We start from the raw sequence: 24,626 nt of genomic DNA, 5'->3' as shown, positions 1-24,626 counted from the left end.
CCTTCGGCTTGATTTTCACCCTTCCCGAATGGGGTGGACTGATGTCCGAATCACGCCCCTCACTCTGATGGTCCGCCGCCGATTCCACCCGAATTGCCGGAATGGTCGGGCATGTCGTCCGATCACTCCGTCGGGTGATCTGCCGCTTACCCATAGTCCGTTCGGACCATTCAAGATTGGGCCCGTCGGGGGTGTTGCACTGTGCCCGCCTTCCGTAACGTCCTCAACTGGCAGCGGTGAATATGCCGCTACCGCCGTGGGGGAGCCTCGATTCGGGAGAGGACGGCGCCGGGATGGGCTGGGTTACCGACTGGAGTGCGCAGGCAGCCTGCCGCACTACCGATCCGGATGAACTGTTCGTTCAAGGAGCGGCACAGAACAGGGCCAAGGCGGTGTGTACCGGATGTCCGGTGCGGACCGAGTGCCTGGCCGACGCGCTCGACAATCGTGTCGAGTTCGGCGTGTGGGGTGGTATGACCGAGCGGGAACGACGGGCGCTGCTGCGCCGGCGTCCCACCGTCACCTCGTGGCGACGGCTGCTCGAAACCGCACGCACGGAATACGAGCGCAGTACAGGCATCCTCACCGTGGATGTCGATGCGGAGGTTGACGTTCCGTACGAGACGTACGCGGCAGCCGGGTAGACCACACCCGCGCCGTCCCGCGTACGGACGCCCGCCCCCGCTTCGTGGGGCGTGGGGCGTGGGTACGAACGCCTACGCTCCGGCCGGAACCCCGGCCGCGAGTCGCTCTCCGATGGCCCGCAGCCCGGCGAGGTCGTGCACATCGCCGGGCAGGGCGGCCACCTCGGCCACCGCCACCTCGGGGTGCAGCGAGGTGAAACGATCGCGTGTGCGCTGTTCGCGTGCGATCACCTGCATCCGTTCGGCGTGCAGGCGCAGCAGTCCTGCCGTGATCTCGTCCACGTCGGCATCGGTGTCGGTGTCGGGGTCGCTGTCAACGGTGTCGGTCTCGGCGTCCGTGTCGGGAGTCTCCGTGTACTCGTGCGTGGCTTTCGCGGCCGAGTCACGAAGTCCAGCTTTCCCGGACTCCTGATCGACAATGCCGCGTTCCTCAAGATTCTCCGCGGCCGCCAACGCCCGTTCCGCGGACAGCTGGTGGGCATCGCTGCCGTGTACGCGGTTCAGTACGAGCCCGGCCAGCGGCATCCGCTCCGCGGCCAGCCGCTCGACGAAGTACGCCGCCTCGCGCAGGGCGTCCGGCTCGGGCGCCGCCACCACGAGGAAGGCCGTACCGGGGGCCTGGAGCAGTCGGAAGGTCGCGTCCGCGCGCGTGCGGAATCCGCCGAACATGGTGTCCATCGCGGCCACGAAGGTCTGTACGTCCTTCAGCAGCGAGGCGCCCATCAGCTTGCTCAGGGTCCCGGTCATCAACGACATGCCGACGTTGAGGAACTTCATTCCCGCCCGGCCGCCCACCTTCGCCGGGGCCATCAGCACCCTGATGAACTTCCCGTCCAGGAAGGACCCGAGGCGCTTCGGCGCGTCCAGGAAGTCCAGCGCGGACCGGCTCGGCGGGGTGTCCACGATGATCAGGTCCCAGTCGTCCCGGGCCCGCAACTGCCCGAGCTTCTCCATCGCCATGTACTCCTGCGTACCGGCGAAGCCGGCGGACAGGGACTGGTAGAAGGGGTTGGCCAGGATCGCCGCGGCCCGCTCGCCGTCCGTGTGGCCCTCGACGATCTCGTCGAAGGTCCGTTTCATGTCCAGCATCATGGCGTGCAGTTCGCCGCCCTCGCCGACCCGGCCGACCCCGTCGCCCTCTCCGACGCCGACGCCGGTGACCTTGCGGGGCGTGTTGTCCAGCGAGTCGATCCCCATCGACTGGGCCAGCCTGCGCGCCGGGTCGATGGTGAGCACCACCGCCTTGCGCCCGCGCTCCGCCGCCCGTACGCCCAGGGCCGCGGCGGTGGTGGTCTTGCCGACCCCGCCCGCGCCGCAGCACACGATGATCCGGGTCTCCGGGTCGTCCAGCAGCCCATCGACCTCCAGCCGGGGCGGAGTGTCCAACCCGCCGCCGGCCGTGTCGCCCGCCGTCATCCGCCGCTCCGTCATGCGTCCCCCGCCTGCTTCCGGAGTTCCGTCGCCAGCTCGTACAGCCCGGCCAGATCCATCCCCGCGCCGAGCAGCGGGAGTTCGTACGTCGGCACGTCCAGCCCCTCCAGTACGGTGCGCTGCGCGCGCTCCAGCTCCACCCTGCTCGCGTGCTCGGCGGCCTGCGCGATCAGCGGGTCCACCAGCCGCTGCGCCAGCCCCCCGCGCCGGGCGCCGCCGAGCCCCGCCCGGGAGAGCGCCTTGGCGACGTCGGCGCGGCGCTCGCCGGCCGCCGCGCGCAGGGCTCCCTCGTCCAGGTGGTGCGGGCGGACCATGTTGACGATCACCTGGCCGACCGGAAGCCCGGCCCGGCGCAGCTCGTCGATCCCGTCGGCGGTTTCCTGTACGGGCATCTCCTCCAGCAGCGTGACCAGGTGGACGGCCGTCTCCGGGGACTTGAGCACCTTCATGACGGCCTGCGCCTGGTTGTGGATGGGCCCGAACCGGGCCAGCCCGGCCACCTCGTCGTTCACGTTCAGGAAGCGGGTGATCCGCCCGGTCGGCGGAGCGTCCATGATCACGTGGTCGTAGACGAACTTGCCGGCCTTGTCCTTGCGCCGGACCGCCTCGCAGGCCTTGCCCGTCAGCAGGACGTCCCGCAGCCCGGGCGCGATGGTCGTCGCGAAGTCGATCGCGCCGAGCTTCTTGAGCGCGCGGCCCGCCGAGCCGAGTTTGTAGAACATCTGGAGGTAGTCGAGGAGCGCCCGTTCGGCGTCGATGGCGAGTGCGTACACCTCGCCGCCGGAGCCGCCCCCGGAGCCGTTCGTGCCGCCGGGCGCGACGGCGATCTTGCGCTCCTCGTACGGGAGCGTCTCCGCGCCGAACAGCTGCGCGATCCCCTGCCTGCCCTCGACCTCCACGAGAAGAGTCCGCCCGCCCTCGCGCGCGAGGGCGAGCGCGAGTGCCGCGGCGACCGTGGTCTTGCCGGTGCCGCCCTTGCCGCTGACCACCTGGAGCCTGCTCACAGCGCCCGAGCCTAATTCCTTCGTCACGACACCGATGGTGCCGGGTGGCATTGCGCGGGCTCGCGGCGGCTACCCTCGCTCCCATGTCTAAGAAGTTCGAATACGCGACGGCCCCGCTGCTGATCCACGCCACCCAGCAGATCCTGAACACCTGGGGCGATCAGGGCTGGGAGCTCGTCCAGGTCGTGCCCGGCCCGAACCCGGAGCAGCTCGTCGCCTACTTCAAGCGGGAGAAGGTATGAGCGCCGTAGAGGCGAAGCTGGCCGAACTCGGCAAGAAGCTGCCGGAGGTTGTTCCTCCGCTCGCCGCGTACCAGCCGGCCGTGCGGTCGGGCTCGTACGTGTTCACCGCGGGCCAGCTGCCGATGGTCAAGGGCAGCATGCCGGTCACCGGCAAGGTGGGCGCGGAGGTCTCGGCGGAGCAGGCCAAGGAGCTGGCGGCGATCTGCGCGCTGAACGCGCTGGCCGCCGTGAAGTCGGTCGTGGGCGACCTGGACAAGATCCAGCGTGTCGTGAAGGTCGTCGGTTTCGTCGCCTCGGCGCCCGACTTCACCGGCCAGCCCGGCGTGCTGAACGGTGCGAGCGAGCTGCTGGGCGCGGTCCTCGGCGACAAGGGCGTCCACGCCCGCAGCGCCGTCGGCGTGGCGGTCCTCCCGCTGGACGCCCCGGTCGAGATCGAGATCCAGGTCGAACTGGTCTCCTCTTCCTGACGCACCTCGCACCGCTCGGCCCTGGCGGGCCTCCCGGGCTTCGGCGCGCTGCGCCGGACTCCGTCCGTCGACCCGCCGGCGCCGCTGCGGCGCCCCTCGCAGCGCTCGGCCTGGGGGTCCCCCCTGGACGGAGTCTGGGGCAGGTAGCTGGGGGAGACTCCTCCGCCGGGGGCCGAACGGGCCCCGGGTGCGGCGCCCGCTGCCGGGTTCTGCCCCGGAGCCCCGAGGTTGTGCCTTCCGGACGGCATCGGCCAAAATCCAGCCCCGCCGGCGATTGAGGCGTGGGGGTACCCCCGGACGGAGTCTGGGGGAGGGTCCGGGGCGGAGCCCCAGGAGGCCGGGTGGAGTCCGGCCCGCGGCAGAGTCGGGCCCGGGTGCTCTCGAACATCGGGCCGCATGGCCGTAGCATCCGGCCATGCCGAATGGTCAGCAGCAGCCCCAGGTCCAGCCCCCCGCCGGAGGCCAGTGGTACCCCCCGGAGTGGCCCGACCGCATCCGCGCGCTCGCGGACGGCTCCCTCACCCCGGTGGAGCCCAAACGCGCCGCCACGGTGATGCTGCTCCGCGACACCCCCGACGGCCCCGCCGTGCACATGCTCCGCCGCCGGGCCTCCATGGCCTTCGCCGGCGGCGCGTACGCCTATCCCGGCGGCGGGGTGGACCCCCGCGACGAGGACCACCGCATCGGCTGGGCCGGCCCGAGCCTCCAGGACTGGGCCGACCGGCTCGGCACCGACCCCCGCACCGCCCAGGCCATCGTCTGCGGAGCCGTCCGCGAGACCTTCGAGGAGGCCGGCGTACTCCTCGCGGGGGAGACCCCCGACACCGTCGTCGACGACACCACCGCCGACGACTGGGAGGCCGACCGCCAGGCCCTCGTGGCCCGCGAGCTGTCGTTCGCCGAGTTCCTCGACCGCCGCGGCCTCCTGCTGCGCTCCGACCTGCTCGGCGCCTGGGCCCGCTGGATCACCCCCGAGTTCGAGCCGCGCCGCTACGACACCTGGTTCTTCGTCGCCGCCCTCCCCGAGGGCCAGCGCACCCGCAACGCCTCGACCGAGGCCGACCGGACCGTCTGGATCCGCCCGGCGGACGCGGCCGACGGCTACGACAAGGGCGAGCTGCTGATGATGCCGCCCACCATCTCCACCCTGCGGTCCCTGGAGCCCTACGAGAGCGCCGCCGACGCCCTCGCCGCAGCTGTTGGCCAGGACCTTACCGCCGTCCTCGCCCAGGCCGCCCTGGAGGGCGGCGAGGTGGTACTCAGCTGGCCGGGCCACGACGAGTTCACCAAGCGCGTCCGCCTCGGACGTCCCGGAGGTGCCCCCGCATGACCGACGCCGCCGCCCTCCCCGGCCAGCCCCGCGGAATCGTCACCTCAGGGCCCGCGACCGCCCGCGCGGTCAACATCCTGGCCCCCAACGCCTCCGCCATGACCCTGGACGGCACCAACACGTGGCTCGTCTCCGAGCCGGACTCCGACCTCGCCGTCGTCATCGACCCCGGCCCGCTGGACGACGTACACCTGCGCGCGGTCATCGCCACCGCTGAGCGGGCGGGCAAGCGGATCGCCCTCACCCTCCTCACGCACGGCCACCCCGACCACGCCGAGGGCGCCGGCCGCTTCGCCGAGCTCACCGGCACCAACGTCCGCGCCCTGGACCCGGCCCTGCGGCTCGGGGGCGAGGGGCTGGCCGCCGGGGACGTGATCCGGACGGGCGGCCTGGAGCTGCGGGTGGTACCGACCCCCGGGCACACCTCCGACTCGCTCTGCTTCCATCTGCCCGCCGACCGCGCCGTGCTGACCGGGGACACCGTCCTGGGCCGCGGGACCACGGTCGTCGCCCACCCCGACGGCCGCCTCGGCGACTACCTGGACTCCCTGCGCCGGCTGCGCTCGCTCACGGTCGACGACGGCGTGCACACCGTCCTCCCCGGCCACGGGCCGGTCCTCGACGACGCCCAGGGCGTCGTCGAGTACTACCTGGCCCACCGCGCCCACCGCCTCGCCCAGGTCGAGACGGCCGTGGAGAACGGATTCACCACCCCGGAGGCGGTCGTCGCCCAGGTCTACGCGGATGTGGACCGCTCCCTGTGGCCCGCCGCGGAATGGTCCGTCCGGGCGCAGCTGGAGTACCTTGAAGATCACGGACTGATCCCGGGGGGACCTGAATGACCACGCTGTTCCTGCTGCTCGCCCTGATCGCCACGGCCTCGTGGATCACCTCGACGGTGACCCTGCGGATGAAGGCCCTGGAGCGCAGGGCGGACCGCCTGGAACACCGGCTGGGCCTGGTCCTGGACCACTTCGGCATCGAGGAGCCGGAGCCGGCCGGGCTGGACGAGGTGCGGACCCTGGTGCGCGACGGCCGCACCGTGGAGGCCATGCGCGTCTACCGCCGGGTCACGGGCGCGGACCTCCGGGAGGCCAAGCAGGCGGTCGAGGCCATGTCCGTCACCACCGCCGTCTAGGCACCGTCCCCCTGAGCCGCGCGCCGCAGGCCCTTGGCCCCGTGCCGGGCCGTGTACTCGTTCGCGAGCCACGGTCCGAGGTCCTCGGTGAACCCGCGCAGCACGGCCGGGTCCGCCACGGGATCCAGCGCCACGGCGGCAGCCGCCCGCATCTGCGCGGCGCGCTCGGGGTAGTACCTGCTGAAGATCTCCGCCGACTCGGCGAGATCGCTGGTCCAGCCGCCCCAGCGGGGCATGACCAGCGTGAACCCGGTGCGCACCAGGTGCCGCGCGAAGTGCCGGCTCAGCTTCCGGTACTCGGCGGGCGTCCGGGCCGCCTCGGCGCGGGCCCGCCAGGTGGGGAGTACGTCGGCCAGCCCGCCGTTGGTCTCACGGGCGAGCAGGCTGTCCGGACGGTACCGGGGCAGATGCTCGGCCAGGTCCGCTCCGAGCAGCGGGGTGCAGAGGCAGGCGAGGAACCAACCGAGGTCGAAACGTTCCTGCTCGCTCAGCAGGGTGTCCTTGCCGTACAGCAGGATCCCGACGCCGTCGATCTGCGGGAAGTCCTCGTCGAGCCCGCGCGCGAGCACCTCGGCGGTGTCGCGGTCCTCGTCGGCGGGCTCGTGGTGCAGGGCGAGCAGCAGGTCCAGGTCGGACCGCCCGGGCCGGGCCGTGCCGCGCGGGACGGACCCGTAGAGGTAGGCGCTGTGCAGCCGCTGCCCGTACGCCTCGCCGATCCGCCCGCGCGCGGCGGCGACGACCTCCGCGAACTCGGCCCGCACCCGGCCGAGGGACCCCTCGCGCTCGAAGTACCCGTACGCGTCCAGCCCTCTGTGCTCCATGCCGCCACTCTGCCCTTCCCCTGGCCGGGGGTTCACGGGGTTTTCGCCCGCCCGGCCGGTGTTTCCCCCGTAGGGCGGCCTTCCCTTCGCACGGCCCGGGCAGCGGGGTGCCACCAGCGGCGCCCGTGCCCGCCCCGTACCGGCCGCCCCTGCCGGGGCCGGGCATCGGGCTGGTGCCACCCCGCGCCGGCCGGGGCGGGCAACGCCCCGTTCGCGGGAAACGCGTGGGGGGTCCCGCCATTGGCGGGACCCCCCACGTACAAGCCGAGTCGGCGTCAGCGCGAGCGCTTCGCCAGTCGTTCCACGTCCAGCAGAATCACCGCACGGGCCTCCAGGCGGAGCCACCCGCGCCCGGCGAAGTCGGCCAGCGCCTTGTTCACCGTCTCGCGCGACGCGCCCACGAGCTGGGCCAGCTCCTCCTGTGTGAGGTCGTGCACGACGTGGATGCCCTCCTCCGACTGCACACCGAACCGGCGCGACAGGTCGAGGAGCGCGCGGGCGACGCGGCCCGGAACGTCGGAGAAGACCAGGTCGGACATCTGGTCGTTGGTCTTGCGCAGGCGGCGGGCCACCGCGCGCAGCAGGGCCGTGGCCACCTCCGGCCGGGCGTTCAGCCAGGGCTGAAGGTCGCCGTGGCCCAGGCCGAGCAGCTTGACCTCGGTCAGCGCCGTCGCCGTGGCGGTACGCGGGCCCGGGTCGAACAGCGACAGCTCGCCGATCAGCTCGCCGGGGCCGAGGACGGCCAGCATGTTCTCGCGGCCGTCGGGGGAGGTGCGGTGCAGCTTCACCTTGCCCTCGGTCACGACATACAGCCGGTCGCCGGGGTCGCCCTCATGGAACAGGGCGTCACCGCGTGCGAGGGTCACCTCGCCCATGGAGGCGCGGAGCTCCGCGGCCTGCTCGTCATCGAGCGCCGCGAAGAGCGGGGCGCGCCGCAGAACGTCGTCCACGAGTCTCTCTCCTATGTCGACCAACTCCAGGGGACCGTGCTCCCCATTTTGCCGGACGGCTCAAACAGTGCGATCAATCACAAGGATGCCGGACGTACGGGTGTGCTGTGCTGCCAGAGGTCATTCGGAGTGGTGTTACCTGAGGTCCGGACGGGTGTCAGAGCCCGGGCTTAGGCTGGCCGGGTGTCCAATAAGCCGGTGAGAGCACAGGCCATGGGGTCCGAGGCAGTGTCGGGGGCCCGTAGTTCAGCTGTGGGCGAACATGCCCCCGCGGAGGCGTCCACGAAGATCCCAGCGACCCCTGACGGCAAAGCTTCGGCCAAGAAACAGGCCCGGCGGGCCCCCAAGGTGCCCAAGGCGGAATCTCGCCTCGCCATGATCCGCAGGGCCCGCCGGATCAACCGGGAACTGGCCGAGGTGTACCCGTACGCCCATCCGGAGCTGGATTTCCGGAATCCCTTCGAGCTCCTGGTCGCGACCGTCCTCTCCGCCCAGACCACCGACCTGCGCGTGAATCAGACGACCCCGGCCCTCTTCGCCGCCTACCCGACCCCGGAGGACATGGCGGCCGCCGCCCCGGAGGATCTGGAGGAGATCATCCGGCCGACCGGGTTCTTCCGGGCGAAGGCCAAGGCCCTCCTCGGTCTCTCCCAGGCCATCCGCGACAACTTCGGAGGCGAGGTGCCCGGCCGGATGGAAGACCTGGTGACCCTCCCCGGAGTCGGCCGGAAGACGGCCAACGTGGTCCTCGGCAATGCCTTCGGCGTCCCCGGGATCACTGTGGACACCCACTTCGGCCGCCTCGTGCGCCGCTGGAAGTGGACCGAGCAGGTGGACCCGGAGAAGGTGGAGGAGGAGATCTGCGCGATCTTCCCGAAGAGCGAGTGGACGATGCTCTCGCACCGCGTCGTCTTCCACGGCCGCCGGATCTGTCACGCCCGCAACCCCGCCTGCGGCGCCTGCCCGATCGCCCCGCTCTGCCCGGCCTACGGGGAGGGCGAGACCGACCCGGAGAAGGCGCGCAAGCTGCTCAAGTACGAGAAGGGCGGCCAGCCGGGCCAGCGGCTGAGCCCGCCGCCGGACTACCCGGGGCTGCCGGCCCCGCCCCTGGGCGGCGCCCCTGCCTGAGGGGGCGGCACACAGCCAGGACGCAGCCAGGACACAGGCAGCACACACCGAGGAACGAATCCGGCCGCGGCTCGCGTTGTGCGGGTGCCGGGAACGACAGGGAGCAGGGGTGCCTATGACGCGCGGTAGCGCCAGCGGGAGCGGGACGCGGGACGACAGCGTGGCGCGGGCGGCCACGCCACCACCTCCGCAGGGCCGGCAGCAGTGCGACGACCCCCGCCACGGCCACGGCCACGGCAGCGGCCGCGACCCCCGCCACGGCAGCGGCATCGGCATCGGCGATCTCCGTCTCTCCACCGACGGGCTGCCCGACTGGCTCGATCCCGTCGTCGAGGCCGCCCGCACGGTCCGGCCGACCCAGCTCAGCCGCTTCCTGCCCCCCGAGGACGGCCGGGGCCGCCAGTCCGCCGTGCTGATCCTCTTCGGCGAGGGCCCCCGCGGCCCCGAGCTGCTGCTCCAGGAGCGCGCCGGCAGCCTGCGCTCACACGCCGGCCAGCCGTCCTTCCCCGGCGGCGCCCTCGATCCGGAGGACGGCGATCCGCTCACCACCGGCCCGCTGCGCGCCGCCCTGCGCGAGGCCGAGGAGGAGACCGGCCTGGACCCGGCCGGTGTCCAGCTCTTCGGGGTGCTGCCCCGCCTCTACATCCCCGTCAGCGGGTTCGTCGTGACCCCGGTGCTCGGCTGGTGGCGGGCCCCGAGCCCGGTCGGCGTCGTGGACCCGGCGGAGACGGCCCGGGTCTTCACCGTCCCGGTGGCGGATCTCACGGATCCCGATCATCGGGTCACCGTGGTCCACCCCGGCGGCTTCCAGGGCCCGGCGTTCACCGTCGAATCGGCTCTCGTCTGGGGTTTCACCGCCGGCGTGATCGACCGGATCCTGCACTTCGCGGGCTGGGAGCAGCCCTGGGACCGCGCGCGCGAGGTCCCGCTCGACTGGCGCGCATGAGACGGTGACCCTCGTGAACGTGCTGGACATCCTGTTGCTGCTCGCCGCCGTATGGTTCGCGATCGTCGGCTACCGCCAGGGGTTCGTCGTCGGCATCCTGTCGGTGATCGGCTTCCTCGGCGGTGGCCTCGTCGCCGTGTCCCTGCTCCCGCTGATCTGGGACAGGGTGACGGACAACGGCAAGCAGGTGACCACCACGGTCGTGGTGATCGCCGTGGTCGTGATCATCATCTGCGCCTCGATCGGGCAGGCCTTCACCACCCATCTGGGCAACAAGCTGCGCCGACACATCACGTGGTCGCCGGCCCGTGTCCTCGACGCGACCGGCGGGGCGCTGGTCAACGTCGTCGCGATGCTGCTGGTGGCCTGGCTGATCGGCTCGGCGCTCGCCGGGACCTCGCTTCCCACGGTGGGCAAGGAGGTCCGTAACTCCAAGGTGCTCCTCGGCGTGTCGCGGGTGCTGCCCGACCAGGCCAACACCTGGTTCTCGGACTTCAGTTCCACCCTGGCCCGTAACGGCTTCCCGCAGGTCTTCACCCCGTTCTCCAACGAGCCGATCACCGAGGTGCAGGCGCCCGACCCGGACCTCGCGAGCGGACCCGTCGCCGAGCTGGCCAAACGCTCGATCGTGAAGGTCGTCGGCACCGCGCCCAGTTGCAGCAAGGTGCTGGAGGGCACCGGCTTCGTCTTCGCGCCGGGCAAGGTGATGACCAACGCCCATGTCGTCGGCGGGGTCGGCGAGCCGACCGTACAGATCGGCGGCGAGGGCAGGCTGTACGACGGCAAGGTCGTGCTCTACGACTGGCAGCGCGACATCGCCGTCCTGGATGTGCCCCAGCTGAAGGCGCCGGCGCTGGAGTTCACCGAAAAGGACGCGGTGACCGGCGTCGACTCGATCGTCGCCGGGTTCCCGGAGAACGGCGGGTACGACGTCCGCGCCGCCCGCGTCCGCGCCCGGATCAACGCCAACGGCCCGGACATCTACCACCGGGGCACCGTCCGGCGCGACGTCTACTCCCTGTTCGCGACGGTCCGCCAGGGCAACTCCGGAGGCCCGCTGCTGACGTCCGACGGCAAGGTGTACGGGGTCGTCTTCGCCAAGTCCCTCGACGACCCGAACACCGGGTACGCCCTGACGGCGGACGAGGTCCGCGACGACATCCTCCAGGGGAAGACGGCGAACCGGCGCGTCGACAGCCAGGGCTGCGCCCTCTGACGCCCTCCGAACCCGGTCCCCGCCCTCCGGAGCCGCAACCGCTGCGGGGCCGGAGGATCGGGGCGCGGGGCGCGCGCGTCGTGAGTCGTGCGTCTCTCTACATCCGCGGATGACGCAGGCGCGCCGAGACCCAGCGGGCCCGGCGGCGCAGGATGCGAGGGATCCCGAGGCGGGGGTCGTGGCCGTCTCGGCCGGCCCTCTCGTGGGTGCCCGGCGTCGCTGCCGTGCGGCGTTCGTGTGCGGTGTCACCGTAGTCGTGCGTCCAGCCCATACATCGAGCTGTGCCCGTGGCCCAAGGTCGGTAACCCCGTCCCGGGCGGCCAATTGGCCTATGCGCCGGGCAATTGAATGCTTCTAAGACGAGCCTACGAGTGGAGGGTTGGGCCCCCGGTCACTCCATCAGCGGTCCGGCTCAGGGTCCTTGAGCCAGTTCACCAACTCCGCGGAGAAGGCCGTCGGATCCTCCTCGTGCGGGAAGTGCCCGAGCCCGTCGAACAGCCGCCACCGGTACGGGGCTTCGACGTACTGCCCGGAACCGGCCGCGCTCCGCGTGCGCATCACCGGGTCGAGCGACCCGTGCAGATGCAGCGTCGGCACCCGTACCGGCCGCTTCATCCGGCGGTTGAACTGGAGGCCGTCCGGCCGGGCCATCGACCGCATCATCCAGCGGTACGGCTCGATCGAGCAGTGCGCGGTGGAGGGGATGCACATCGCCCGCCGGTAGACGGCGACGCGCTCGTTGTCCTCGTTGTCCTCATTGTCTTCGGCGGCCCTGCCGTCCCGCAGCAGCGGCCCGGACCAGTCCCGGATCAGCTGCCCGACGAGCGCCCCGTCATCGGCGACGAGCTGCCGTTCGGGGATGAACGGCCGCTGGAAGCCCCAGATGTGCGAACTCGCCCGGGTCTGCCCGAAGTCCGCGAGCATCGCCGAGCGCCAGCGCCTCGGATGCGGCATCGACGAGACCACCAGCCGGCGCACCAGCTTGGGCCGCATCACGGCCGCCGTCCAGGCGAGGTAGCCGCCGAGGTCGTGCCCGACGAGCGCGGCGTCCGGCTCGCCGAGGGACCGTACGACGCCGGTGATGTCGAGCGCCAGGTTGGCGGGGTCGTAGCCCCGCGGTGTCCGGTCGCTGCCGCCCACCCCGCGCAGGTCCATGGCGACCGCGCGGTATCCGGCGTCGGCGAGCGCGACCAGCTGGTGCCGCCAGGTCCACCAGAACTGCGGGAACCCGTGCAGCAGCAGGACGAGCGGCCCGTCACCCAGCTCGGCGACATGAAAGCGGGCCCCGTTGGCCGCGACGTCCCGGTGTGTCACCGCTCTGCCGCCCGGGAGGTCGAGCCGTACCGCCGAGGCAGCCGTGGGCGGGGTGCTGCCGGGATCCGACGAGGACGCTGTCATGAAGACGAGCGTGCCACACCCACGGCCTTGTCACTCACCGGCCGAGGATGCGGCTTGACGGTCCCGACCAGCGCGGCGGTCTCCTTGACCGAGGCGATCGACTTCTCCGGCGGCTTGACCTTCTTGAACTTCGACACGGCCAGCAGTGCGAGCAGGCCCGCGAGCAGCAGGAACGCCACACCGACGACGAGGAAGGACCAGGCGAGCCCGAGTCCGGTGTTGTGGATCCCGTACGCGGCGGCGAAGCTCAGCACCGGCAGCGAGAAGAGTGCGAACACTCCTGCGATGCCGATGGCGGTACCACCGACCGCCGCGCGCCTGACGTCCTCGCGGATCTCGGCCTTGGCGAGGGCGATCTCGTCGTGCACCAGGGCGGACATCTCGGCGGTGGCCGAGGCGACCAGCTGGCCGAGTGTGCGCTCGGCGCCTTGCTCCCCTTGGTCCACTGCACTCATCGCTCTCTCCCTCTGTCGTCTGCTGTCGTCTGTCGGGCTGCCGTCGCCTGTCGGGCTGCCGGCGGCTGTCCTCCGTCGTCAGTCAGATCATGCCGGACGGTCGCCCTCGGCGCTGGACCCGGCCGTGGTTCGCGCGGCGGACGCCGCGGCCACTTCGGCCTCTTCGGCCTTGCGGCGGTGCTCCGCCGCCTTCTCCTCGTAGATCTTCGCCATCCGCAGGTGGTACGCCGGGTTGTGCTCCTCGTAGATGTCCGGGATGCCGTCGCGGTCCTCGTCGCGCTCCTCGGCCTCGGTGAGCACCCGGTACTTGCGGTCGCGGAGCTTGAGCAGGACGCAGGAGCAGACCGCCGCGATGAGCGATCCGATGAGGACGGCGGCCTTGATCTCGTCGGTGAGGACCGGGTCGTCGGTGAAGGCGAGTTCGCCGATCAGGAGCGAGACGGTGAACCCGATGCCGGCGAGCGAGGCCACGGCCAGCACATCGGCCCAGGCGAGATCCCCGTTGAGCTCCGCTTTTGTGAAGCGGGCGGCCAGCCAGGTGCCGCCGAAGATGCCCACGGTCTTGCCGACGACCAGGCCGAGGACCACGCCGAGGGTCTCGGGCCGGGTGAAGACCTGCGCGATGGCCTCGTCGGAGAGCGAGACTCCGGCGGAGAAGAGCGCGAAGAGGGGGACGGCGAGCCCGGCGGAGACCGGCCGGACCAGGTGCTCGATGCGCTCACCGGGGGAGTGCCGCTCGCCCTCCCTGCGGGAGCAGCGCAGCATCAGGCCCATGGCGACGCCGGCGATGGTGGCGTGGACGCCGCTGTTGTACATCAGGCCCCAGATCACCAGGGCCAGGGGTATGTACACGTACCAGCCGCGGACGTTCTTGTGGAGCAGGAACCAGAACAGGGCCAGGCCCACGACCGCGCCGCCGAGGGCCAGGAAGTCGAGTTCGTCGGTGAAGAACACCGCGATGATGATGATCGCGAAAAGGTCGTCGACGACGGCGAGGGTCAGCAGGAACGCGCGCAGCGCGGAGGGCAGTGAGGTGCCGATGACCGCGAGGACGGCGAGCGCGAAGGCGATGTCGGTGGCGGTGGGGACCGCCCAGCCGTTCATCGAACCGTCGCCGAGGATGTTGACGAGGGCGTAGACGCCCGCGGGGACCGCCATGCCGCACAGGGCGGCGATGACGGGGAGGGCGGCCGCCTTCGGGTCGCGGAGGTCGCCCGCCACCAGCTCGCGCTTGAGTTCGATGCCGGCGACGAAGAAGAAGATCGCGAGCAGGCCGTCGGCCGCCCAGTGCTGGAGCGAGAGGTTCAGGCCGAGCGCGGCGGGGCCGATGTGGAAGTCCCGCACGGTCGCGTAGCTGTCCGTCAGGCCGGGGGTGTTCGCCCAGATCAGGGCACCGATGGCGGCCACGAGCAGCAGGACACCGCCGACCGTCTCGGCGCGCAGGGCGTCGGCGACGAAGGTCCGCTCGGGCAGTGAGAGCCTGCCGAGGAACTTGGGGTTGGGGGTGGGCGTGCGGGTGGGCGTGGCCACGGTGGGGGCACCTCCGGTCGGTCGCGGCATGACAAATGCAGTTGCCGACCAGACTTCCCGGCGCACCCTTGTGAACTTTCTTTATGCGTTCAATATTTTACAGGGTGTACGCAAGGCAATATCCGGCGATCGTTACTTTATGCGCGAAAGGGGCATCCGGCGCGTCGCGCCGGATGCCCCTTCATGGCCTGTGGCCTGCTGTTGCCTGCTGCTGTCAGTCCTCTGGGTTAGTCCTCTGGGGTCAGTCCTCGCTGCCCGCGTCGGGCAGCTTGCTCTGGATGAGGTCCATGACCGAGGAGTCGGCCAGTGTGGTGACATCGCCGACCGCCCGGTTCTCGGCGACATCGCGCAGCAGGCGGCGCATGATCTTGCCGGAGCGGGTCTTCGGCAGCTCCTGGACCGGGAGGATCCGCTTCGGCTTCGCGATCGGGCCGAGGGTGGCGCCCACGTGGTTGCGCAGGTCCGCGACCAGGCCGTCGGTCTCGGAGGCGGTGCCGCGCAGGATGACGAAGGCCACGATGGCCTGGCCGGTGGTCTCGTCGGTCGCGCCGACCACGGCCGCCTCGGCGACCGAGGGGTGCGAGACGAGCGCCGACTCGACCTCGGTGGTCGAGATGTTGTGGCCGGAGACCAGCATCACGTCGTCCACCCGGCCGAGCAGCCAGATGTCGCCGTCCTCGTCCTTCTTGGCGCCGTCGCCCGCGAAGTACTTGCCCTCGAAGCGCGACCAGTAGGTGTCGATGAACCGCTGGTCGTCGCCCCAGATGGTGCGCAGCATCGACGGCCACGGCTCGGTGAGGACCAGGTAGCCGCCTCCGCCGTCCGGGACCTCGTTCGCCTCGTCGTCCACGACGGTGGCGGAGATTCCGGGCAGCGCGCGCTGCGCCGAGCCCGGCTTGGTCTCGGTGGCACCCGGGAGCGGCGAGATCATCATCGCGCCGGTCTCGGTCTGCCACCAGGTGTCCACGATCGGACAGCGGTCGCCGCCGATGTGCTTGCGGTACCAGATCCAGGCCTCGGGGTTGATCGGCTCGCCGACCGAGCCCAGCACGCGCAGGCTCGACAGGTCGAACTTCGCGGGGATGTCGTCGCCCCACTTCATGAACGTACGGATGGCCGTCGGCGCGGTGTAGAGGATGGTGACGCCGTACTTCTGCACGACCTCCCAGAACCGGCCCTGGTGCGGGGTGTCCGGCGTGCCCTCGTACATCACCTGGGTGGCGCCGTTGGCGAGCGGCCCGTAGACGATGTACGAGTGCCCGGTCACCCAGCCGATGTCGGCGGTGCACCAGTAGACATCGCTCTCCGGCTTCAGGTCGAACACCGCGTGGTGGGTGTACGCGGCCTGCGTGAGGTAACCGCCGGAGGTGTGCAGGATGCCCTTCGGCTTACCCGTGGTTCCCGAGGTGTACAGGATGAACAGCGGGTGCTCGGCGGGGAAGGCCCGCGGGGTGTGCTCGGCGGACTGGCGGCCGACCACGTCGTGCCACCAGACGTCGCGGCCCTCGGTGAAGGCGGTGTCCTGGCCGGTGCGCCGTACGACGAGCACGTGCTTGACCTGCGGGCACTTGTCGACGGCCTCGTCGATGGCGGGCTTCAGGGCGCTGGGCTTGCCGCGGCGGTAGCCGCCGTCGGCAGTGATCACCAGCTTGGCGTCGGCGTCCTGGATGCGGGAGGCGACGGCGTCGGCGGAGAAGCCGCCGAAGACCACCGAGTGCGCGGCGCCGACGCGGGCGCACGCGAGCATCGCGACGACGGCCTCGGGGATCATCGGCAGGTAGACGGCGACGCGGTCGCCGGTCCGGACACCCAGCTCGGTCAGGGCGTTGGCGGCCTTGGAGACCTCGTCCTTGAGCTCGGCGTAGGTGATCGAGCGGCTGTCGCCGGGCTCACCCTCGAAGTGGATGGCGACGCGGTCGCCGTTGCCGGCCTCGACGTGCCGGTCCACGCAGTTGTACGCGACGTTCAGCTCGCCGTCCTCGAACCACTTCGCGAAGGGCGGGTTCGACCAGTTGAGCGTCTCCGTCGGCTCGGTGGCCCAGGTGAGCCGCCGTGCCTGCTCGGCCCAGAAGCCCAGCCTGTCCGCGTCGGCCTGTTCGTACGCAGCCTGAGTCACGTTGGCGGCGGCGGCCAGATCGGCGGGCGGCGCGAACCGCCGCTCCTCCTTGAGCAGATTGGCCAAGCTGTCATTCCTCACGACATCTCCCTTTCCCCAGGGTGTCCGATGTGTCCCCGGGGCATAGCTCATCAGTCAGACGTCCAGGTGACAAGGCCTAGCCAGAAATTGGTTTAGACCTGTATCACGTACGGGCCACACGGGCGAGTGGCCCCTTCCCGCTACAGGGTGCGGAAAGGGGCCACTGCGTTGCACGGATTCCGGAGGGTAGCGGTTCACGCCCGTGTGGGCGCCACGTCGTGGGCGGAGTCGCCGGACGGCGACTGACCGCGCGAGTCCGGGTGGACGCTGTCGAAGACCCGGCAGTCGAAGAAGTCCTCGCCCGTGGAGAGCAGGTACGCCTGGGCCTCGCCCACGTGGAAGTACATCCCGTGCAGCTCCAGCGTGCCCTCGGCGAGCCGCCGGGCCACCGACTCGTGGGCCCGCAGATGGTCGAGCTGCTGCACCACATTGGTCAGGCACAGCTGCTCCACGGCATCCGCCGGGAGCCGGCCCGCGATCCGTGCCCAGGCGTGGTGCCGGCTGGCCATCCGCTCCAGACTGGGCAGCCCGTGCCGCAGCCAGCGCCGCAGGGGGGTCATCGGGACCTCGGGAGCCGAGTTCAGCAGTGCCTGCATGGCCCCACAGCCCGAGTGCCCGCACACGGTGATGCTGTCCACCTTGAGGACGTCCACGGCGTACTCGATGGCCGCCGCGACCGAGTCGTCGGTGGCCTCGGCCCCCGGCAGCGGGACGAGATTGCCGACATTGCGGACGGTGAACAGGTCGCCCGGGCCGCTGGCCGTGATCATGCTGGTCACCAGGCGGGAATCGGCGCAGGTGAGGAACAGCTGCGAGGGCCGCTGCCCCTCGCGCGCCAGCCGGGCCAGCTCTTCCCGGACGTGCGGAGCCGTGTCCCGCTGGAACGCACCGATCCCGCTGGCCAACTGGCCGGCTCCGCGCCGACGGGTCTCCACGGCCGAGCCGGCTGGGCTCGCGGTGCCTGCCGAGCCTGTGGTGCCAGGGGTGCCTGCCGAGCTTGCCGGGCCTGTGGAGCCTGCGGTGCCTGGGGAGCCGGGGGCACCGGGGGCACCGGGGGTGCCTGGGGTGCCCGCCGCTTCCGCCGCACCGGGCGCCGGACCGCCGACGGCGGAGCGGTGGGCGCAGTGGTTCTGCCACGGGGTCCAGGGGCGGCAGCAGTGGTGCCCGCCGCGCTGCTCCCTGCCGGTCTCGGAGATCCGCGCACCGGACCGGCCGGTGACCTCGGCCGAGCCCCCGTGCGCCAGATGGGAGTTTCGCCAGTCGTGGAGCGTCTCGTAGGCCGCGTGGTCCATGAACGAGCCGTCCAGCTCGACGACGGCGTGCCCGTCGTGCGGAATCTGGTTCAGCACCCGGCTGAGCCGGGGCACCGCGAGGAAGGTCAACTGCCCGCGCGCCCAGATCCGGTGGACACCGTCGCGCACCTCCACCGTGATCCGCGTCCGGGTCAGCCGGTGCAGAGCCACGGCGACGGCCACGGCGATGCCGACCGCGACGCCCTCCAGTACCCCGCCGAGCACCACGGCCGCGATCGTCATGGCGTAGACGAGGATCTCCCGGTGCCGGGTGACACTGCGCAGGTGCGTGATGCTGACCATCTGCACGCCCACCGCCATCACCAGGGCGGCCAGCGCGGCCAGCGGAATCAGGCCGAGGACCGGAAAGAGCAGCCCGGCCGCGGTCACCACCCACAGCCCGTGCAGCATGGCCGATTTCCTGCTGACCGCACCGGACTTGACGTTCGCCACGCTACGGACGGCCACGCCCGTGACGGGCAGCCCGCCCAGCGCCCCGGAGACGATGTTGGCCGCGCCCTGGCCGCGCAGCTCGCGGTTGAGATCGGCCCGCGGCGGACGGTTGCCCGTCCCCCGCTCGGAGGCGATCAGCTTGTCGGTCGCGACCGCGGACAGCAGGGACTCCACGCTGCCGACCAGCGTGATCGTCAGCACGGCGGCGATGATCCCGAGAACCGGGCCCTCGGGTAGCTCGGGCAGGGCGTGGCTGCGCCAGGACGGCAGGTCCACCCGGGGCAGGCTGAGCCCGGCCAGGGCCGCGAAGGCCGTGGCCGTCGCGACGGCGGCGAGCGCGGCCGGCACCTTCCGCAGGGCGCGCCCGGCCCGCCCGGGCAGCCGGGGCCAGCTGAGCAACAGGGCCATGGTCAGCGCGCTGATGCCGAGCGCGACGGGATGCACATGGGCCAACTGGGCGGGCAGCCCGCGGACGTTGGCCACGACGGAGCTCTGCGGGGTGCCGCCGAGCACGATGTGCAGCTGGGCCACCGCGATGGTCACGCCGATGCCCGCGAGCATGCCGTGCACGATGGCGGGGCTGACCATGAGCGCCGACCGGGCGGTGCGCAGCAGGGCGAGTCCGAGCTGGCAGCAGCCGGCGAGCACGGTGATGGCGCACGTGGTACGCCACCCGTAGCGCTGGATCAACTCGGCGGTGATGACGGTGAGTCCGGCGGCGGGGCCGCTCACCTGGAGCGGAGAGCCGCCGAGCCACCCGGCCACGATCCCGCCCGCGGCGGCGGCCACGAGCCCCGCCTGGAGCGGGGCACCGGTGGCGAGGGCGATGCCGAGGGAGAGCGGCAGGGCGACCAGGAAGACGGCGATGGAGGCGGACAGGTCGGCCGGGAGGCCCGGGGGGAGTCGTGAGGGACGTTGCGAGGGGAGGCTCTTGGCAGGGGGTGCGGGGGAGGTGGCTGTCATAAGGTCCCGTCTCCTCGGGGAGGGGTGAAGCGGCGGGAGTCTCAACACTCAGTAAACGAATAGTAATGGAGAGTAAAGGAGGGTGGGGCGCAATACGGGCAAATGGCCCACGAATTAGCGCTCGCGAGTGATTAAGCATTTTGTCCGGCTTGTCATACCGCCTTCACGGCGGACCGCATGGGACGTTGCGGCGCGGAAGTCCTGCGATGGAACTGCGAGGGAGAGGTGGGGCGGATGATCGCCGCCACGAAGAAGATCGCCGGCGGCCTGGTCGCCGCGGCGCTGGTCCTGTGCGCTGCCGGGTGCAGCACCTCGGAGCCCGCCAAGTCCCCGTCCGGCGGAGGCCGCAACGGCCCCGAGGGCGCCGGCGCGCCGGAGGGCCCCGGCAGTGTCCTGCGGCTCATCGGCGACGGCTCGACCGCGTACACCGGCTCGCAGCCGAACGTACAGAAGACGCAGAAGCTGAAGCCCGGTGAAAAGCCGCCGCAGTTCGTGGTGTTCTCGTGGGACGGGGCCGGCGAGGACAGCCAGAAGCTCTTCTCCCACTTCCGGGACGTCGGCAAGAGGTACAACGCCCGCATGACGTACTTCCTCAGCGGCGTGTACATGCTCCCGGAGGAGAAACGTTCCCTCTACACCGCCCCGCAGCACTCCCCGGGCCTCTCCGAGATCGGCTTCGGCGACCTCCAGGGCATCAAGGACACCGCCACCCAGATCCGCGCGGCCTGGCTGGAGGGCAATGAGATCGGCACCCACTTCAACGGCCACTTCTGCGGTCCCGAAGGCGGCGTCGGCACCTGGTCGGTGGACGAGTGGAAGAGCGAGATCAGCCAGGCCAAGTCGTTCGTCAAGAACTGGAAGACCAACGCGGGGCTGAAGAGCATGGAGCCGCTCCCCTTCGACTACGACAAGGAGCTCATCGGCGCCCGCACCCCCTGCCTCGAAGGCCAGAAGAACTTCATGCTGGCGGCCAAGGACCTCGGGTTCCGCTACGACTCCAGCGGTATCGCCAAGCAGATCTGGCCCAAGAAGACGGACGGGCTCTGGGACCTCCCGCTGCAGCTGGTACCCATGCCCGGACGTGCCTTCGACACGCTGAGCATGGACTACAACTACATGGTCAACCAGTCCGGCACGACCACGCAGGGCGACCCCTCGCAGCACGTGTACTGGGGCGAGCAGATGCGCGACGGACTGCTCCAGGCCTTCGAGCGGGTCTACCAGGGCAACCGCGCGCCGCTGATCATCGGCAACCACTTCGAGTCCTGGAACGGCGGCACCTACATGCGGGCCGTCGAGGAGTCCATCAAGAGCATGTGCACCCAGAAGGAGGTCCGCTGCGTGCCGTTCCGCGAGCTGGCCGACTGGCTGGACGCGCAGGACCCGAAGGCCCTGGAGTGGATGCGCACCCTCGACGTCGGCGAGGCGCCGAAAGAGGGCTGGGCCAAGTTCCTGACGGCGGGGCCGCCGGCTCGGCCAGCCGCTCCCGCCGAGGTCACGTCGGCCACCGGCTCGGCCGCCACGGAGCCGGAGCCGGATTCGGGTTCGGAGTCGGGTTCGGAGTCGGAGGAGGACTACTGAGCACCGGCTTCCAGGTCCTGGCTTCCGGGTCCTGGCCTCCGCACAAGGGACTCCGGGGCGCTAACGGGGACTGCTGACGAGGTCGGTCTCCCGCTCCCGCGGTTCCTGGGACTCCGTGGCCGGCCCTTCGCGGAGGACGAACTCGGGGTCGACCTGGGCCGCCAGGTCGACCCCGGTCTTGGCGTTGCCCCAGCTCTCCGCGTTGCGCAGGTGGAAGTGCACCATCTGCTCGGTGTACCGGGCCCAGTCGCGGTGCGCGTACGAGTCGTCCGCCGCGTCCTGGAGCGCCTGGAGGGCGAACCGGTTGGTGGCCTCCAGCAGCTCGAAGGCGGCCGGGCGGCCCTTCTCCATCGCCCGCACCCAGTCGGAGTGCCCGACGGTGACCAGCAGGTCCTCGCCCACCTCGTCCTGGAGGAACTCGATGTCCTCCGGGCCCTGCACCTTGTTGCCGATCACCTTCAGCGCGATCCCGAAGTCCCGCGCGTACTCCTTGTACTGGCGGTAGACGGAGACTCCCTTACGGGTCGGCTCGGCGACCAGGAAGGTCACGTCGAAGCGGGTGAACATGCCCGAGGCGAAGGAGTCGGAGCCGGCCGTCATGTCGACGACCACGTACTCGTCCCGGCCGTCGACCAGGTGGTTGAGACAGAGCTCGACCGCCCCGATCTTCGAGTGGTAGCAGGCCACGCCCAGATCGGACTCGGTGAACGGGCCGGTGGCCATCAGCCGCACGGGCTCGCCGTCGAGCAGGACCGTGCGCGCGCATGCCTCGTACACCGGGTTGTCCTCGGAGACGCGCAGCAGGCGCGAGCCGGTCCCCGGCGGCGTGGTCTTGATCATTGCGTCGGCGGACGCGATGCGCGGGTTGGAGCCGCGCAGGTATTCCTTGATCAGGGGCAGGTGCGCGCCCATGGCCGGGAGCGCGGCGGCCTCGTCCTCGCCGAGCCCGAGGGCGGCGCCGAGGTGCTGGTTGATGTCGGCGTCCACCGCGACGACGGGGGCTTCATTGGCGGCGAGGTGGCGGATGAAGAGGGAGGACAGCGTGGTCTTCCCGCTGCCGCCCTTTCCCACGAAAGCGATCTTCATGTTCACCAAGCGTAGTGGCTCGGTTGCTTTGGGTGGCCCAGGTGAGTGAAGAAGACCACTCCAAGGAGGGGTCGGTGCTATGGGCGGTCAGTGCGTAGGCTCCCTACTTATGAGTAGCGCTTCTGACCCGCTGGCCCCGCTGGGTTCGCTCCCCGGTGTGGCCGAGTCCGTGGATTCCGTACGCAAGGCAGTGGACCGGGTCTACGGCCACCGGGTCATGCGCCGTCGCAGTGGGGCGATCACCTCGGAGGCCGCGCTGCGCGGGGCCCGGGGGAGCGCGGCGCTGTCGGGCGCGGACTGGGCGCTGGAAGAGGTGCGCCGCCGGACCGACTTCGGATCCGAGGCGGAGGCGCGCACGGTGGGCGCCGCCCTGCGGTTGACGGCGGAGGCCGGGCAGCTGCTGAGCATCTGGCGTCAGTCGCCGCTACGGGTACTCGCGCGGCTCCACCTGGTGGCCTCGGGCTCGACGGCCGACGGGGACACCGTGGGCCGCCCCCGTCTGGCGGGCGAACCGGTGGACGAGCCGCTGATCACCCAGCCCCTGCCGAGCGCGGAGGAGGTGGCGGGCCGGCTGGACGGGCTGTCCCGGCTCATCATCGCGGGGGGTTCCGCCCCGGCGCTGATCACGGCGGCGGTGGTGCACGGCGAGCTGCTGGCGCTGCGGCCGTTCGGCTCGTACAACGGCCTGGTCGCGCGGGCGGCGGAGCGCATCGCGCTGATCAACAGCGGTCTCGACCCGAAGGCGATCTGCCCGGCGGAGGTCGGCCACGCGGAGCAGGGCGTGGACGCGTATCTGGCGGCCTTCGAGGGCTACGTCTCCGGCACTCCGGAGGGGATGGCGGCCTGGATCGCCCACTGCGGCCGCGCGATCGAACTCGGGGTCCGTGAATCGACGGCGGTCTGCGAGGCGCTCCAGCGCGGCGCGGCCTGACCCTCGCGGCCTGACCTTTTTGCCCCGACATGGGTTGCGGCGACACCGTCAAGCTTTGGTGTCGCCGCTGGCATTCGCGCCGAGTTACCAAGCGTCCTCGATAGTTGCCCATCAGGTCGGGGACTTTGCCCGTTACCTGGTGCGGCTGGCCCGTAATCGACGGGTCGACGTCGCGTGGGTGCTCGGCGCTCCTGCTTCGGTCCGTGGGCCTTACTGCGTTTTAAAGATGATCCTCTCGGATGTTCTTTGGTCTCGCGGGCCGTTAACTACTTTGTACTCCGCTTCCGGCGTATGTGAAACCCCTGCCAAGACTTCTTTACTTTCCCGTACGTTCCGTACCGAACCGGACACGCCAAATCCGCGCAGGTCGGACCTACGTCCACCCTTCGTCCACGGGGCTGGTCCGGGGTTGAGCGGAGTCAGGCCGAGGCGGCGGCCAGGGCGCCGGCGCGGCGCCGACTGGCGTACCAGACCAGCCCGGCGGTAGCCGCGGCCGCGCCCACGGCCGCGGCGGCGACCAGCGCCGGCCGCGCGGCCATCGACAGCCCGGGCAGCCGCTGCTTCAACCGCACCGGCCGGTTGAACACCAGCACCGGCCACTCCCGGGCCACGGCCTCCCGCCGCAGCGCCCGGTCGGGGTTGACCGCGTGCGGGCGCCCCACGGCCTCCAGCATCGGGACATCGGTGATCGAGTCGCTGTACGCGTAGCACCGCGCGAGGTCGTACCCCTCGGACTCCGCGAGCTCGCGGACGGCCTCCGCCTTCGTCGGACCGTAGGCGTAGTAGTCGATCTCCCCGGTGAAGCAGCCGTCCTCGCCGACCACCATCCGCGTGGCCACGACCCGGTCCGCGCCGAGCATCTCGCCGATCGGCTCGACCACTTCCGCGCCGGAGGTGGAGACGATGACCACGTCACGGCCGGCGGTGTGGTGGGCCTCGATCAGGGACGCGGCCTCGTCGTAGATGATCGGGTCGATGAGATCGTGCAGGGCCTCGGCGACGATCTCGCGCACCTGCTGCACGTTCCACCCCTTGCACAGGGCGGACAGGTACTCCCGCATGCGTTCCATCTGATCGTGGTCGGCACCGCCGGCCAGGAAGATGAACTGGGTGTACGCGGTGCGCAGCACGGCCCGGCGGTTGATCAGGCCGCCTTGGTAGAAGGACTTGCTGAACGTCAGAGTGCTCGACTTCGCAATGACCGTCTTGTCCAGGTCGAAGAAGGCTGCGGTACGAGGCAAGGAGTGCGGCAAGGGCTGATTTTCCACGCCCCGAGCATATGCGCCCACCATTCGGCGTAAGGTGTGGCGCGTGGGTTTGCCTGAGAAGGCTCTCGGGTACACCATGGAAGTCACGGATCGTTCGCGACCGTGCTAACCCGGTCTGGCTCCTCCCCCCCCGAGTCGGACCGTGGGGACGACCC

General features: G+C 71.1%; 22 protein-coding genes. 11 read left to right on the top strand and 11 right to left on the bottom strand.

Annotated elements, in window-relative coordinates; translation table 11 throughout:
• Positions 1-293: 293 nt before the first annotated feature.
• Positions 294-644 carry a WhiB family transcriptional regulator gene (locus tag MTF65_RS13250; protein WP_214934658.1) on the top strand — a complete coding sequence of 117 codons (351 nt, stop codon included), beginning with the start codon at positions 294-296 and terminating at the stop codon, positions 642-644.
• Between the two features lie 72 nt (positions 645-716).
• On the opposite strand, the gene MTF65_RS13245 is transcribed toward MTF65_RS13250, so the two are convergent.
• Positions 717-2,060, bottom strand: coding sequence for an ArsA-related P-loop ATPase (locus tag MTF65_RS13245; RefSeq protein ID WP_243629066.1), 1,344 nt, complete (start codon positions 2,058-2,060; stop codon positions 717-719).
• A gap of 11 nt (positions 2,061-2,071) precedes the next feature.
• Entirely contained in the window at positions 2,072-3,079 is a 1,008-nt protein-coding gene (locus tag MTF65_RS13240; RefSeq protein ID WP_243629065.1) for an ArsA-related P-loop ATPase, read from the bottom strand.
• An 83-nt stretch (positions 3,080-3,162) separates the two neighbouring features.
• On the opposite strand from MTF65_RS13240, the gene MTF65_RS13235 reads away from it, so the two are divergent.
• From MTF65_RS13235 to MTF65_RS13215, 5 genes are all read left to right on the top strand, one after another.
• Entirely contained in the window at positions 3,163-3,321 is a 159-nt protein-coding gene (locus MTF65_RS13235) for a DUF4177 domain-containing protein (RefSeq protein WP_243628852.1), read from the top strand.
• Positions 3,318-3,788, top strand: coding sequence for a RidA family protein (locus tag MTF65_RS13230; RefSeq protein WP_243628851.1), 471 nt, complete (start codon positions 3,318-3,320; stop codon positions 3,786-3,788). The genes MTF65_RS13235 and MTF65_RS13230 overlap by 4 nt, the downstream gene beginning before the upstream one ends.
• A 415-nt stretch (positions 3,789-4,203) precedes the next feature.
• The gene (locus tag MTF65_RS13225) at positions 4,204-5,118 is read left to right on the top strand and encodes an NUDIX hydrolase (RefSeq protein WP_243628850.1); all 915 of its coding nucleotides are present in this window, start codon (positions 4,204-4,206) and stop codon (positions 5,116-5,118) included.
• The gene (locus MTF65_RS13220) at positions 5,115-5,960 is read left to right on the top strand and encodes an MBL fold metallo-hydrolase (protein WP_243628849.1); all 846 of its coding nucleotides are present in this window, start codon (positions 5,115-5,117) and stop codon (positions 5,958-5,960) included. Before MTF65_RS13225 ends, MTF65_RS13220 begins: the two co-directional genes overlap by 4 nt.
• The gene (locus MTF65_RS13215; RefSeq protein ID WP_243628848.1) at positions 5,957-6,256 is read left to right on the top strand and encodes a hypothetical protein; all 300 of its coding nucleotides are present in this window, start codon (positions 5,957-5,959) and stop codon (positions 6,254-6,256) included. The genes MTF65_RS13220 and MTF65_RS13215 overlap by 4 nt, the downstream gene beginning before the upstream one ends.
• Here the strand turns inward: MTF65_RS13215 and MTF65_RS13210 are convergent.
• On the bottom strand, positions 6,253-7,077 hold the full coding sequence (locus MTF65_RS13210; RefSeq protein ID WP_243628847.1) for a nucleotidyltransferase domain-containing protein: 825 nt from the start codon (positions 7,075-7,077) through the stop codon (positions 6,253-6,255). The genes MTF65_RS13215 and MTF65_RS13210 overlap by 4 nt on opposite strands.
• A 275-nt stretch (positions 7,078-7,352) precedes the next feature.
• Positions 7,353-8,027, bottom strand: a complete 675-nt coding sequence (locus tag MTF65_RS13205) for a Crp/Fnr family transcriptional regulator (protein WP_003981529.1) — start codon at positions 8,025-8,027, stop codon at positions 7,353-7,355.
• A 252-nt stretch (positions 8,028-8,279) separates the two neighbouring features.
• Between MTF65_RS13205 and nth the strand changes: the two genes are divergently transcribed.
• The 3 genes from nth (at position 8,280) to MTF65_RS13190 (ending at position 11,317) form a co-directional block, all read left to right on the top strand.
• Positions 8,280-9,155, top strand: a complete 876-nt coding sequence (gene nth / locus MTF65_RS13200) for an endonuclease III (RefSeq protein ID WP_374207223.1) — start codon at positions 8,280-8,282, stop codon at positions 9,153-9,155.
• A 268-nt stretch (positions 9,156-9,423) separates the two neighbouring features.
• The gene (locus tag MTF65_RS13195) at positions 9,424-10,101 is read left to right on the top strand and encodes a CoA pyrophosphatase (RefSeq protein ID WP_374207228.1); all 678 of its coding nucleotides are present in this window, start codon (positions 9,424-9,426) and stop codon (positions 10,099-10,101) included.
• A gap of 13 nt (positions 10,102-10,114) precedes the next feature.
• Positions 10,115-11,317: a MarP family serine protease gene (locus tag MTF65_RS13190; RefSeq protein ID WP_243628845.1), complete on the top strand. Its 1,203-nt coding sequence runs from the start codon at positions 10,115-10,117 to the stop codon at positions 11,315-11,317.
• Positions 11,318-11,716: 399 nt separating this feature from the next.
• Here the strand turns inward: MTF65_RS13190 and MTF65_RS13185 are convergent, their stop codons facing one another.
• The 5 genes from MTF65_RS13185 to MTF65_RS13165 form a co-directional block, all read right to left on the bottom strand.
• Positions 11,717-12,715 carry an alpha/beta fold hydrolase gene (locus MTF65_RS13185; protein WP_243628844.1) on the bottom strand — a complete coding sequence of 333 codons (999 nt, stop codon included), beginning with the start codon at positions 12,713-12,715 and terminating at the stop codon, positions 11,717-11,719.
• Positions 12,712-13,170 (bottom strand): phage holin family protein, encoded by a 459-nt coding sequence (locus MTF65_RS13180; protein ID WP_243628843.1) that lies wholly within the window; start codon positions 13,168-13,170, stop codon positions 12,712-12,714. Before MTF65_RS13180 ends, MTF65_RS13185 begins: the two co-directional genes overlap by 4 nt.
• 87 nt (positions 13,171-13,257) lie before the next feature.
• A complete protein-coding gene (gene nhaA / locus MTF65_RS13175; protein ID WP_374207222.1) occupies positions 13,258-14,700 on the bottom strand; it encodes a Na+/H+ antiporter NhaA in 1,443 nt (480 codons plus the stop codon).
• Between the two features lie 241 nt (positions 14,701-14,941).
• On the bottom strand, positions 14,942-16,897 hold the full coding sequence (acs, locus tag MTF65_RS13170; protein ID WP_243628841.1) for an acetate--CoA ligase: 1,956 nt from the start codon (positions 16,895-16,897) through the stop codon (positions 14,942-14,944).
• A gap of 194 nt (positions 16,898-17,091) precedes the next feature.
• Positions 17,092-19,605, bottom strand: a complete 2,514-nt coding sequence (locus MTF65_RS13165) for a SulP family inorganic anion transporter (RefSeq protein ID WP_243628840.1) — start codon at positions 19,603-19,605, stop codon at positions 17,092-17,094.
• Between the two features lie 234 nt (positions 19,606-19,839).
• On the opposite strand from MTF65_RS13165, the gene MTF65_RS13160 reads away from it, so the two are divergent.
• Positions 19,840-21,186: a hypothetical protein gene (locus tag MTF65_RS13160; RefSeq protein ID WP_243628839.1), complete on the top strand. Its 1,347-nt coding sequence runs from the start codon at positions 19,840-19,842 to the stop codon at positions 21,184-21,186.
• A 60-nt stretch (positions 21,187-21,246) separates the two neighbouring features.
• On the opposite strand, the gene MTF65_RS13155 is transcribed toward MTF65_RS13160, so the two are convergent.
• Positions 21,247-22,272, bottom strand: a complete 1,026-nt coding sequence (locus tag MTF65_RS13155; protein ID WP_243628838.1) for an ATP-binding protein — start codon at positions 22,270-22,272, stop codon at positions 21,247-21,249.
• A gap of 109 nt (positions 22,273-22,381) precedes the next feature.
• Between MTF65_RS13155 and MTF65_RS13150 the strand changes: the two genes are divergently transcribed.
• Entirely contained in the window at positions 22,382-23,203 is an 822-nt protein-coding gene (locus MTF65_RS13150; protein WP_243628837.1) for an oxidoreductase, read from the top strand.
• Positions 23,204-23,622: 419 nt separating this feature from the next.
• On the opposite strand, the gene MTF65_RS13145 is transcribed toward MTF65_RS13150, so the two are convergent.
• On the bottom strand, positions 23,623-24,495 hold the full coding sequence (locus tag MTF65_RS13145; protein WP_243628836.1) for an HAD family phosphatase: 873 nt from the start codon (positions 24,493-24,495) through the stop codon (positions 23,623-23,625).
• Positions 24,496-24,626: the final 131 nt, after the last annotated feature.

Source organism: Streptomyces sp. APSN-46.1 (assembly GCF_022815725.1).
In the GTDB taxonomy this organism is placed as follows: Bacteria; Actinomycetota; Actinomycetes; order Streptomycetales; family Streptomycetaceae; genus Streptomyces.
Note: the sequence above shows the minus strand (reverse complement) of the source record. Positions and strands in the feature narration are given on the sequence as shown.